The sequence below is a fragment of the Cobetia sp. BMC6 genome, from assembly GCF_029991385.1.
Taxonomy (GTDB): domain Bacteria; phylum Pseudomonadota; class Gammaproteobacteria; order Pseudomonadales; family Halomonadaceae; genus Cobetia.
The window spans coordinates 165,977-178,166 of record NZ_JAKUMF010000001.1; the positions used below are offsets into that span (position 1 = coordinate 165,977).

General features: G+C 59.3%; 9 protein-coding genes. 8 read left to right on the forward strand and 1 reads right to left on the reverse strand.

The genetic code is table 11. The features are described 5' to 3' along the window. Window position 1: 1 nt before the first annotated feature. The 3 genes from MKZ40_RS00790 (at window position 2) to MKZ40_RS00800 (ending at window position 4,354) form a co-directional block, all read left to right on the forward strand. A complete protein-coding gene (locus MKZ40_RS00790) occupies window positions 2–568 on the forward strand; it encodes a helix-turn-helix domain-containing protein (protein ID WP_175089202.1) in 567 nt (188 codons plus the stop codon). A 674-nt stretch (window positions 569–1,242) separates the two neighbouring features. Then, complete coding sequence (locus MKZ40_RS00795; protein WP_175089203.1) at window positions 1,243–1,968, forward strand: hypothetical protein; 726 nt, start codon at window positions 1,243–1,245, stop codon at window positions 1,966–1,968. A gap of 1,774 nt (window positions 1,969–3,742) precedes the next feature. Further along, entirely contained in the window at window positions 3,743–4,354 is a 612-nt protein-coding gene (locus MKZ40_RS00800; protein WP_175089309.1) for a LysE family translocator, read from the forward strand. 148 nt (window positions 4,355–4,502) lie between these two features. Here the strand turns inward: MKZ40_RS00800 and MKZ40_RS00805 are convergent, their stop codons facing one another. Continuing rightward, on the reverse strand, window positions 4,503–5,054 hold the full coding sequence (locus MKZ40_RS00805; protein ID WP_175089204.1) for a copper chaperone PCu(A)C: 552 nt from the start codon (window positions 5,052–5,054) through the stop codon (window positions 4,503–4,505). A gap of 347 nt (window positions 5,055–5,401) precedes the next feature. On the opposite strand from MKZ40_RS00805, the gene MKZ40_RS00810 reads away from it, so the two are divergent. The 5 genes from MKZ40_RS00810 to MKZ40_RS00830 all read left to right on the forward strand — a co-directional run. Further along, window positions 5,402–5,914: an NUDIX domain-containing protein gene (locus MKZ40_RS00810; protein WP_282627739.1), complete on the forward strand. Its 513-nt coding sequence runs from the start codon at window positions 5,402–5,404 to the stop codon at window positions 5,912–5,914. Window positions 5,915–6,032: 118 nt separating this feature from the next. After that, entirely contained in the window at window positions 6,033–6,962 is a 930-nt protein-coding gene (locus tag MKZ40_RS00815) for a MoxR family ATPase (RefSeq protein WP_175089205.1), read from the forward strand. Continuing rightward, entirely contained in the window at window positions 6,959–7,978 is a 1,020-nt protein-coding gene (locus tag MKZ40_RS00820) for a DUF58 domain-containing protein (protein WP_175089206.1), read from the forward strand. Before MKZ40_RS00815 ends, MKZ40_RS00820 begins: the two co-directional genes overlap by 4 nt. After that, a complete protein-coding gene (locus MKZ40_RS00825; protein WP_175089207.1) occupies window positions 7,975–10,131 on the forward strand; it encodes a DUF3488 and transglutaminase-like domain-containing protein in 2,157 nt (718 codons plus the stop codon). Before MKZ40_RS00820 ends, MKZ40_RS00825 begins: the two co-directional genes overlap by 4 nt. A 216-nt stretch (window positions 10,132–10,347) precedes the next feature. Then, the coding region (locus MKZ40_RS00830; RefSeq protein ID WP_282627740.1) for a retention module-containing protein at window positions 10,348–12,190 on the forward strand (1,843 nt) is incomplete at its 3' end.

Sequence of the window (12,190 nt, forward strand, 5' to 3'; positions counted from 1 at the left end):
GGTGAGCATCTGTCCTGAGTTGGAAGCGAAAGCTATCGTTATGCTTGAAGCCGGACATACCATGCCATCTGTAGCTAGACGATTAGGAATGTCTATATCAACTGTCAAAAGAATCAAAAAACGTAAGGGGGTAAAGCCAGGTAAAGCATCAGATGCTCTTGTTAATGCACAGAGAGCCGAGCTGGCTTCCTTGCTCGATGAGGAGGGTCTCAAACATCAGTTGACCTCGCTGATTGAAGATGAGTTAGCTCTGGCGCACGAGCTTCGTGAGCGCGTTCTAGAGGCTCTAGAGGCCGCAAAGCCCCCAGATAATACCCAAGCATGGGGTATGCACCTACGAGGGCTTACAGCGGCCTCTACAGCCCTTAAAAACACTAGTGACATCCTCCATCGGGCTATTGGGCTCAGCCAGTCTAGAGATGACTCCGCCAGCCTGCCGGAGCTGGTTGTAAGGCCACTCACTGAGGACGAAGCCGTAGCTATTCGTGCATCTGCTTCTCGGCATGCTTTTGAAGATGACGAGGAGGGAGGAAGCATCGATAATAATGACGTTGTAGAGCTGTGTTAGAGGGAGTAGGGGCTTGAATGGCAAAAAGTAAAGTGTGATAATCACTGTATGTGGATACAGTCGTATCACATACCCTGCGGAGGTATCGGGGAAACTCACGTTCGACCGCAGTGGAAAGTCACCATGCTGGGCACCGGCCAGGGTATCGAAAACCTAGAGCAGTGTGCAGTGGGTGACGGCAGCTTAGAAGAGGTTCGTGACACAAGGCTGCGCCTGAGAGGTTCCTATGATGGATACGGCCGTCATAGGTTGCTGAACGGGGCGTCACGGGCGGGGCGATGGGAGACCCATGATCTCACTTACCATCGCAACGGTGTTCAGCACAGTGAGTAGAGTGGCCCCATACGGATGCGGCGTAAAAGCCGTTACTAGCAAATGGGTGGCTGGAGTGGTCAAACACCTTGCCGGAGTGATTTCGCGAAAGCGGTCGCTCTGGTAAGGAGTTTTCTACCCTCCCCACCGGATGTGTCTTAAAAACACATCTCTTATATCTATTCTAACCCCTTGATTATTCTATAGGTAATCAAGGGGTTTTCTGATTCTGAAAGGTAGGGTAGAGCATGGAGTGGTGGGAGCTTGCTCGCGGAATGTCCGCCAGCTGAAGAACTTTCCTGCGCCAAAAAGGCTGTTTTTCGTTAGGGTATAGGGACATAAGAATATAAGGAGTGGTCGGGGTGGCTAACGAAAGTCTTAAGGGTGGGCATAAAAACGCTATTCCATTTCGCAGGCAATTTTTTGCGTCTCTTATGGGCGTGTCCTTTATGCTTTTGAGCGGTTTTCTGCTATATACGCCTGTTGAGTTTGAAGGTGGTGCAGCAGTTACACTAGTTATTGTCGGATTTTTCTGCTCTGTGTTGTATCTTGTTTTTCCTTATATTCGAGCTATCAGTATAGGTAGCTACGTTATAGAATTTCATGAAGTCCAGGAGCTCATGGAAGAGATTAATCAATTAAAAGTAGAGGCCTCGGAGATGCTAGGCTCTATAAAATCTGCACGTATGAACTCCTATCGCAACCTCCTGCTTCAATTAGATGTGAATTCAGAAATGAAGAAGTCCATTAGCTTAGGGACTACACATAAAGTAAATTTGTTGAATAATCTCCTCTCCTCTATGGAAAGTGAGGGTGTGCTAAATGATCTTTCTAGTCAGTCAAGTTTCATTCTTAAATTTGTTCATCAGGAACATATGGATAATATGCTTGATGCATATTACGCATCTGGAGTGAAAGTCCCAGATGAACATCAAGATAGTTTCGCAGATACAATGCAATTTGTTGTCGACGAGCTGAGGTCACGTAATGATCAGCCATCTTTATTAATATACTTGAAGCTTCAGAGCGCTTTGACTGCCTACTATAGGCTCACTCAATGGGACGAGAAGCTAAAATCTAATCAATAGACTCGAAAAGCTTCTATATGATTTGTAGTTGCTTTGTCTCAAAAAAGTAAAGTCTTAGAAAAAATAACCCTCTTCTAGGTATACTAGATAATCTCCTCGGGCCGATTTGAAAATCGGCCCATGCAAGGTATTCATCTAGCCGTTGTGGCGCTCGCCCCATCGCAATGTTTGTGAGCCTCACACGGGCCTTCTGAGCTGGATTTGACCCCATCTTGACCTGTCGACACCTATGAGGGCGAATTCCTCATGAGAGGGCTGGTAGGTCCGTTGCAAGCCAAGTCGCTCGGAAGTTCTTGCCTGCTCTATTTCCTTCCCCGTAAGGTATCGTCTCTGCGCGGCGTCAGCCTGTCACTCACCAACACTTAAGGTGATACACTCTGCTCATCGGCATGCTGGTTGGTTATCGATAAGTCATTGTTGTATAGGGTTTTTATCCTATGGCTATGGCGTGTCGGTTCGAGTCCGACCACCGGCACCAGAATTGAAAAAGTCGCTTTCGAGCGGCTTTTTTGCGTTTCTGGCTCCCACCGATTCATCTTCCTTGTGGTTCTTCGCTCTCTGTCTGTCTCTCCCTGATCCGAATGCCCGTCCTTGCTTATCTCTTCACGCTTCGCCTGTCATGGCGCTGGGGATGGCAGCTGCTTGTATTTGCTCTGTATGTGACGGCAGGGGACGAGACACAGGAAAGCCCCGAACGAATGTCGGGGCTTTCCTGTGTCTCGTGTATCCAGACGGCGGCTCACGCCTGATGTGGAGCGCTCTTTACGCGTCGATAGATGCTGTTGCGGGCGAGAGAGGGATCGAGGAGTGCGATGCGGTGTTCTGGATCATGCCGGGCAACACAGTGCGGCTTGAGCTTTCCCTTCCATGTCTCCTCTCCTTCTCAGCAATTGACTGAATCTGGTGAGGTGCAGCGTAGTGGTCTCTTTCCTTGAGTTCGCAAACCTGCCAGCCATCAAGGCCCGGGAATCAATCGCTCAGACTCATGGATCTTGCTGGCCGGGGAGTGAAGCTTCCCATGCTTGCGCGTCATCCTCTGACAGGGCCTGTCCCTGGCTGCACTTCCTGTGCACTTGGCCCGTCACTACGCTGAACCTGCCGCTCTTCCTGAGCAGCGATCGGGCGCTACTGACCCGCAAGAATCTTGTACACCTTCAGAAACTGACTGAATTCGGTGTCATTCAGCGTAGTGTTCTCTTTCCCTGAGCTCGCAGGCTTGCCAGTCATGAAGATTCGTAAACCTACCCGCTCAGGCTTACGAATCTTCCTGGCCGGGAGCGAAGTCCCAAGCTTGCGCGTCATCCTTTGACAGGGCCTGTCACTACGCTGAACCTGCCGCTCTTCCTGAGCAGCGGTACAAACGTTACTTTTTATCATGAACTTGTACAACTCCCAATCTGTTGCACAAGTTTTCAGATGTGTAAAATTCTGTACTTTATTATGTTCTCATATAAATCCATGCACGACGGCCGCCTTCGAGGGCGGGCTGACCAGTTCGTGTGACACCCGTCGTGAGGGGCATGTCCAGGTCGTTCATACGGCCTGCTGCCCCATCATCATGGCGCTTGATACACTCGACCGCGTCTACCCGAAGACTTGGTGGGAGTTGTATGCGTCCGATGCTCGTATCCCGTCAGCAACGCAGGATGGGTAGAGCGGGCCACACCGCGAGCGCCAGGTTACTGTCAGGTGATACCTTCAGGTGTTTGCCCGTGGTCGGCGTTGTGTCGCTTTCATCAATTGTCTGGAACATGGAATGACCTTCATGCATTGGATGCCGCTGAATCTGTGGTTGTCACTGGTTGCGCTATGCGCGATGGGGGCGATGTCGCCCGGGCCGAGTCTGGCGATGGTACTGCGCCATACCCTGGGTGGCGGCAGGAGTGCGGGGGTTGCCGCCGGTATCAGTCATGCGCTGGGAGTCGGGTTGTACGCCGCGCTGACTGCCTGGGGGCTCGGCGCCTTGATCGTTCATTATCCGGGCGTCTTCCAGGCGATCATGCTGCTGGGGGCAGCCTATCTGGCCTGGTTGGGGATCAAGGCGCTGCGGGCGGGCCGAGGCGGAGCGCTGGAGGCGCAGGCCGTCACCACGTCCCGCTCCATGGCGATTCGCGATGGTTTCATGGTGGCGCTGGCCAACCCCAAGTTGATTCTGTTCTTCGTGGCGCTGCTCAGTCAGTTGATCACGCCGGAGATGAGCGAGTTGGGCAAGTGGCTGGTCGTCGTGACGGCCATGGGCATCGACGGGCTCTGGTATGTGCTGGTGGCACTGGTGCTGTCGCACTCGCGGGTGCTGCCCTGGTTGCAGGCGCGCGCGGTGTGGATCAATCGTCTGACGGGCGTGGTGTTGCTGGGGCTGGCGTTGCGGGTGGTCTGGGGGCTTTGAGACAGCCTGTCAGCCCGGTGAGGATCTGGCGCTTCTTGAGAAAACGGCCCTGGCACCTTGTGTCAGGGCCGTTTTGCATGCGCGTTTCGCGGGTTGGGGCGCTTGTAGATAGAGGGGTTTGTCGATAGAGGCGTATGCACCGATGGCGTTACTCACTGAGCGACATCATCTCGGCGTAGTCCTTGATCGAGACCTCAAGGCTCGTGTCAGGTCTCGCCAGGAAATGCAGCGTCAGCGGCAGCTTGTCGCCTGCAGTGAGTGGTTGCGTCAGCCCGATCAGCATCAGATGGGGGCCGCTGCCGGGAGCCATCGTCAGCGGCGCGTCAGAGGAAATCGCCAGTTGCTCGATTCTGTGCATCTGCATGCGCTCTTGCGTGACTTGCATGCTGTGCAATTCGACCGTGGCGGCCATCGGCGTGCTCGCGCCTGTCAGCACGGTATCGCCCTTTGTGATCGAGAGTGTCAGGTAGACGGCCCCGGTCGTGGCACCCGGTGGCGTCGGTAGCGCGAAGGCTTGCTCGACATGGGGAGCGGCGGACGGGGTCTCCTGCGCTGAGGCGTGAACGGTGGCAAAGGAGAGCAGGGTCAGCGTCGCCAGCCATCTGCTGGCGGTAGTGGCGATGGTGCGAAGGGCGGTCAGGCCAGCCGATATCTGTCCGGCGCGTCGCGGCGCGCCATGTCCCTTATGAGGTTGCCTCATGCCGTGCGCATCTCCTGTTTCGGCGTGTAAAGAGAATGACCCTGGGGCCGGTCCATGATGCCAGCGTGGTGTTTTCTGACGTCGATGGCCTCTAGTGTAGAGGCTAGTGCAGAGGCTGGCGCAGAGGCTGGTGCAGAGGCTGGTGCAGAGGGTTCTGTTTTAGGTGGTTTGCCCGAATGCGAGCGTCACCTGTTGCCCGGGTGTGAAGGCAGGTGTCCGGGCCGCAGTTGAAGGCAGCTTCGTCGCATTCTGCTACCGTGGGACGCATTGGTCGATGCCATCTGGCGGTGTTGGTCGTCGCGGGTGGCTATCGAAGTGACTCAAGGACAGGCAAGGAACAGGGAACGGTGATCCAGGACGAAATCATTCAGCTGGTCGATGCACAGAATCGCCCTTGTGGCACGGCACCGCGTCGCTTGATGCGACGCTACCGCTATTGGCATCGTGCGACCTATGCCTTCGTGCTCAATGGCCGCGGTGAACTGTGCATCCAGAAGCGTACCCTGAGCAAGGAAGTGTTCCCTGGCTATTTCGACCTCGCCAGTGGAGGGGTTGTCGGGGCTGGTGAAGCCGTGCAGGTGGCTGCCCGTCGCGAGCTGGAGGAAGAGATAGGCGTGCGCGGTGCGCCGCTCAAGCATTGTTTCGACTTCTGCTACACCGACGCGACTAACCATGTCTTCGGCAGTACATATCTGGTGCATTACGATGGCCCGTTGACGCTGCAGGCGGAAGAAGTGGCAGATGCCTTCTGGGTCACGCCTGCCGATGCGCTTGCGTTGCATCCTTCAACGCCTGATAGCCGTATGGCCCTTGAGCGCCTGATTCATGAAGGCTTTCTGAGTGAGAGCCTGAGCCGATGATCTCCGCTTTTCCCTGTCGAGCCTGTGCAGCAACGCCGCTGCCCCTGCGTCATCTGGCGTGTGCTGCCCATCTTGATGGCCGCCTCTCCTCCTCCCCACTTTGTTCTGGAGTCTTTGCATGAATGCCAAGGTATCGCCACAGCAGCTGGAAGAGGTGGAAGCCGCATTGTCGACGGTGCTGGCGGGCAAGCCGCGCCAGATCCGTCTGGCGCTCTGTTGTCTACTGTGTCGTGGTCATGTTCTGATCGAGGATTTGCCCGGGCTGGGCAAGACGACCCTCGCCCAGGGGCTGGCGCGTCTGATCGGAGCGGATATGCAGCGGGTGCAGTTCACCAGTGATCTGTTGCCCGCAGACATACTCGGCGTGTCGGTATTCGACCCGCGTGAGGGCAACTTCCGTTTTCACCCCGGCCCGGTGTTCCACTCGCTGGTGCTGGCGGATGAGATCAACCGTGCCACGCCCAAGACGCAGAGCGCGTTGCTGGAGGCGATGGAAGAGCGTCAGGTGACGGTGGAGGGCGAGACCCGTCGCCTGCCAGAACCGTTCTTCGTGATCGCGACCCAGAATCCGCTCCAGCAATCCGGTACCTTCCCGCTGCCGGAGTCCCAGCTGGACCGCTTCCTGATGCGGCTGTCATTGGGCTACCCGGAGCCCGCTGCCGAGCGCGAGATTCTCAAGGGCAATGCCGGGCGTCAGCATATCGAGGCGCTGCGACCCTTGTTGCCTGTCTCGGTGCTCAATGAGTGGCAGGCAGCCGTGGACCGTGTACGGCTGTCTGACCCGCTGCTGGATTATCTGCAGGCGCTGGTGGCGGCGACGCGCAGCTCGCCGGAAGTGGCCTATGGTCTCTCGACGCGCGGGGTGCTGGCGCTGGCCAGTGCTGCGCGTGGCTGGGCACTGCTGGCAGGACGTGACTATGTGCTGCCGGAGGATGTGCAAGCGGTCTGGGCGCCCGTCGTGGGGCACCGCCTCAGCGAAGGCAGTGTTGCTGAGGGTGAGGCCGTGGCGCGCCATCTGCTCGGGCAGGTGGCGGTGGTGCCTGCATGACCCAGGTGGCGAAGCCCGGCGCATGGACGCGGGTGAAAGCCCGCCTGCTGCGCAAGATGTCGATTGGCGGAGGCGAGGCGCTTCATCACGCACGCTTGATGATCTTGCCGACGCCCTTCGGGCTGTACTGGGCGGTGCTGGTAATCCTGCTGCTGCTGTTGGGTATCAATTACGAGAACTCGCTGGCGCATGGCCTGTCCTTCTGGTTGTTCGCCGTGGCAGTGGTCAGCATCTTTCGCAGCTGGCGCAATCTGGCGGGCGTGCGAGTGCAGCTGATCGCCGATGGCGAGGCATTTGCGGGCAATACGTTGCGCGTCATGGTGCGCCTCACCGGACGGGTTCGCTCACATGCCATCGATGTGCGGCTGGGAGAGGCGCGCCAGCGACTCGAGATCCATGACGGCGAAGGCAGCGCGCCGCTGGAGCTGGCAGCCTTCCAGCGTGGCCAGTTCTCATTGCCGACACTGACGCTGGAGTCGCGCTGGCCATTGGGACTGGTGCGCCTGTGGGCCTGGGTCGCGATCGACACGCCGGTCCTCGTCTATCCACAACCGGAGCTTCCCTCCATCCCGCAGGGCAGTCGTCGTACGCTCGAACAGATAGAGCAGGGCGATTTCGCCGGGCTGCGCCGCTATGTGCCGGGTGATGCGCCAGCGCATATCGCCTGGAAGCACTGGGGGCGCAGCGGAGAGTTGGTCACCAAGCGCTTCGAGACGCCTACGCGTCCCTCGCTGTGGCTGGATTACGAGGCCTGTCGTGGCGACATGGAGCAGCGGCTATCGGAGCTGACGGCGCGCGTGCTGGAGGCGGAAGGTGCCCAGGCGACCTATGGTCTGCGGCTGCCGGGGCAGACATTGGCCATCGCCAGTGGCGGGGCGCATCGCCGTCGAGTGCTTGAGGCGTTGACGCTGTTCGGCGGCGAGCGAAAGTTGCCTTGGTCCGCCCAGCTGGCGGCCAGTGAGGCCGCCGAGCGAGCCGGCGCGAGTCGTCCCTTGAGTCAGGAGGGCAGCGCATGAGCCTGTCGACAGCCAAGGCTTCCCCGGGACGTGCCTCCTTGGGCCGCTCCTCAAAGGACGAGCTTTCCCGTGGCGCATCTTCTACTTCCTCCAGCGCCAGACGACGCTGGTGGCAGCGCAAATCGCTGACGCCTGATCAGTCGCTGGGCTGGCTGGAGCTGCGCCACCTGTTCATCGGCCAGTGTCTGGTGCTGGCGCTGCATGTGCTGTGGATGCCGGTGTGGCTTGCCTTGCCGGCCTTGCTGGCGGCGTTGTGGCGCTTTCAGCAACTCCGGGCGCGAGTTCCGCGCGCTGGCATCCTGTTGCGACTGGCGGCGGTGGCCATGGTCGCGGCGGGCCTGTTTCTCGAATACGGCCAGATACTGCGCCTGGAGGCGATGATCGGCCTGCTGGTCGGCATCTATCTGCTCAAGCTGCTGGAGACGGACAGTCTGCGGGACGGTCGAGTGGTCTGCGGGCTGGGTTTCGTGGTGCTGGCGGCAGCCTTCCTGCACGACCAGGGGCCCTTGATGGCGGCGGCCTCGGTCATGGCTGCGGCGTGGCTGGTCGGCGGGCTGGTATTGATCGCCGGTGCACGCGAGCGTCGTGAGGCCATGCGGGAGACGGCCTGGCTGATGGGGCTGTCCCTGCCGCTGATGCTGGGCTTGTTCGTGCTCTTTCCTCGCTTGCCGCCGCTGTGGAACGTGCCGCAGCTCAACGAGGCCACCACGGGGCTTACCGACAGTGTCTCTCCCGGCGATATCGCCGCTCTGGGTCGCAGTGACGCCCTGGCGTTTCGGGCGCGTTTCGACAACGGACTGCCTGCGGCCTCCCAGCGCTACTGGCGTGTGTATACCCTGAGCCTGTTTGATGGCGTGCGCTGGTCGCGTGCCACGCCGGAGCGTTTTCAGGAGGCGCTGGGCGGGCCGACCGAGCGCTACGTTCAGCGCGGGACGCGCAGGGAAGGGGAGACCGCACGTCATCGCTATGAGCTGCTGCTGGAGCCGGACCCGCGCCCCTGGCGGCCGAGTCTCGGTGCGCCATTGACGACCAGTCGTGAGGCCCGCTACCTGATTGACGGCACCCTTGAAGGGCTGGCGTCGCTCAATACCCGCGAGTTGCTGGAGATGTCTTCCACCGGCGCGCCGCCGACAGCGGCCCCGCAATGGATGCAGCGCCTTGATCAACTGTTGCCCGATGATGGCAACCCGCGTGCCCGTGAGTTTGCTCGCGATCTGATGCGGGAGTCGGGGGGAAACCCTCAGATCTTCCTGCAACGCCTTTTCCAGTATTTCAATCGCCAGCCTTTCCACTACACCTTGACGCCACCGCGTCTCGAGGGGCTCAGCCGTGTCGATGATTTCCTGTTCGACAGCTTGCAGGGCTATTGCACCCATTACGCCTCTAGCAGCGTTTTTCTGGCGCGCGCTGCCGGACTGCCGGCGCGTATGGTCGCGGGTTACCTGGGCGGCGAGGCACAAGGCGATGGCATCGGTGGGCCGCAGGAATTGAGCATTCGCCAATATGACGCTCACGCCTGGGTCGAGGTGTTCCATGCCGGCCGCTGGCATCGATTTGATCCCACCGCGGCAGTGGCTCCCGAGCGAATCTCACAGGGGGCGCTGAGCCTGCAGGGGCAGCCGGGCTTCATGGCCGATGCTGGTTTGCGCGCTTTCACGCTGAATAATTCATTGCTCAGTGATCTGAGACGGCAGTGGGAGCGTTTCGAATATCGCTGGCAACGCAGTGTGGTGGGGTTCCGTCTCGATGAGCAGCGTAATCTCTGGAAGCGACTGTTTGGTGACTTCCGCTGGGAGTGGCTTGTCTGGGGTGTGCTCGGGCTGCTGGCCTGTGTGGTGCTGGCAGGCGTGGCACTGGTGCTGTGGTCAGGTCGTGAGGTGTCAGCGCACGCAGGTGTGCGGGCCTACCGCAGGTTGGTGAAGCGGCTGGAGCGTACGGGCCATGGCCCCTACGTGGGCGAGGCGCCCGGCAGTCACTTGCGCCGTATTGCCCAGCAGCAACCGCAAAATGTAAAAGCATTGTTACATTTGGCAGATTTGATTGAACAATGGCTTTACAACGATGCTACGGTATTAGCGAGCCCTCATGATCAATCACCACCCTTGCGTAGTATCCGGCGCCAGTGGTCTGCTCAGTCTCGCAAGATTCACTAAAGTGGAATGACGACTTTTATGAGAGTGAGTAACTGATTGATAAAGGTTTTTTGTGATTAGAGGTCTCACTCTCATAGCGCTATGGCACTACTGAAAATTGCTAGGTTGCAGTAAGTGATGTTGTGTATCAAAATGTAACTATCCATTCTTGTCGATCATGCCATTGCCCCCTTCGCAGCATGATGCAGCACCTTTCCCCAGCAGGAGTATGTCCCCATGGTCCAGGTCATCCGCACAGAAGGCACAGTACTTGTTGTTTCCTCCACCAGCGAGGCGCAGCGTGTCGTCAATGGAATGACGCTTGAACCGACAGCCACTCTGGTCGCACCGCAGGGCGCGATCGTGGTGCTGGAAGACGGCACCCAGCTTGTGGTGCCGCAGGGGGCACCGATCGGCGTTGAGGTGTTGCTGGCCGAGTCGCGTGGGGAAGCGCCTGTTGACCCGACAGTGGAAGCGTTGCGCGAAGCGATCGCTCGTGGCGAAGACCCGACCGCGATTCAGGAAGCTCCCGCAGCTGGTGAGAATGGCGGTGCGCCAGGCAGCAGTCGTAGTGGTTTCCTGGATGCCTCTGGGGTGGGGCGCGAAGGGCGTGTCGAACGGACCTCCTATGAATATGAGGGCGGCTTTACCGACCCGGAATTCAATGATGAGGATGAAGATGGTCTGGGGCTGGATCTTGATCCGACACTGCCGACAGAGGTCGTGCTGTCCTTGTCGGTCGATGCCCCGGCACTGACCTCCGACACCACGCCGACCATCGTCGGCACTACCGATGCCGAAGACGGCAGCACCGTCACCCTGGTCATCACCGACAGCGACGGCAACGAACAGACCATCACCGCCACCGTCGAGAATGGTACCTACAGCGTCGACGCCGAGACCCCGCTGAGCGAAGGCGAGTACAGCGTCGAAGCCTCGGTCACCGACCCGGCTGGCAACACTGCGACCAGCAATGACGTGGGCGAGATCGACGCCAGCGCGCCGGCGCTGACTGTCGATGCTCCCGCGCTGACCTCCGATACCACACCGACCATCGTCGGTACCACCGATGCCGACGATGGCAGCACTGTCACCCTTGTGATCACCGACAGCGATGGCAACGAGCAGACCGTCACCGCCACCGTCGAGAACGGCACCTACAGTGTCGACGCCGAGACGCCGCTGAGCGAAGGCGAATATAGTGTCGAAGCTTCGGTTTCTGATACCGCAGGCAACACCGCGACCAGTAATGACGTGGGCGAGATCGATGCGAGCGCGCCGGCGCTGACCGTCGACGCACCGGCACTGACCTCCGACACCACGCCCACCATCGTCGGCACTACCGATGCCGAAGACGGCAGCACCGTCACCCTGGTGATCACCGACAGCGATGGCAACGAGCAGACCGTCACCGCCACCGTCGAGAATGGTACCTACAGCGTCGACGCCGAGACGCCGCTGAGCGAAGGCGAGTACAGCGTCGAAGCCTCGGTCACCGATCCGGCCGGCAACACTGCGACCAGCAATGATGTAGGCGAGATCGACGCCAGCGCGCCGGCGCTGACCGTCGATGCTCCCGCACTGACCTCCGACACCACGCCCACCATCGTCGGTACCACCGATGCCGACGATGGCAGCACCGTCACGCTGGTCATCACCGATAGTGACGGCAACGAACAGACCGTCACCGCCACCGTCGAGAATGGCACCTACAGTGTCGACGCCGAGACACCGCTGAGCGAAGGCGAGTACAGCGTCGAGGCCTCGGTCACCGATCCGGCCGGCAACACTGCGACCAGCAATGACGTGGGCGAGATCGATGCGAGCGCGCCGGCGCTGACCGTCGATGCTCCCGCACTGACCTCCGACACCACGCCCACCATCGTCGGTACCACCGATGCCGAAGACGGTAGCACCGTCACCCTGGTCATCACCGATAGTGACGGCAACGAACAGACCGTCACCGCCACCGTCGAGAATGGCACCTACAGTGTCGACGCTGAGACACCGCTGAGCGAAGGCGAGTATAGCGTTGAGGCCTCGGTCACCGATCCGGCTGGCAACACTGCGACCAGCAATG

Bases quoted from the DNA above. Each gene is read 5' to 3' on its own strand.
- MKZ40_RS00825 (WP_175089207.1), top strand. From the start codon at position 7,975: ATGAGCCTGTCGACAGCCAAGGCTTCCCCGGGACGTGCCTCCTTGGGC.
- MKZ40_RS00800 (WP_175089309.1), top strand. From the start codon at position 3,743: ATGCCGCTGAATCTGTGGTTGTCACTGGTTGCGCTATGCGCGATGGGG.
- MKZ40_RS00805 (WP_175089204.1), bottom strand. From the start codon at position 5,054: ATGAGGCAACCTCATAAGGGACATGGCGCGCCGCGACGCGCCGGACAG.
- MKZ40_RS00815 (WP_175089205.1), top strand. From the start codon at position 6,033: ATGAATGCCAAGGTATCGCCACAGCAGCTGGAAGAGGTGGAAGCCGCA.
- MKZ40_RS00820 (WP_175089206.1), top strand. From the start codon at position 6,959: ATGACCCAGGTGGCGAAGCCCGGCGCATGGACGCGGGTGAAAGCCCGC.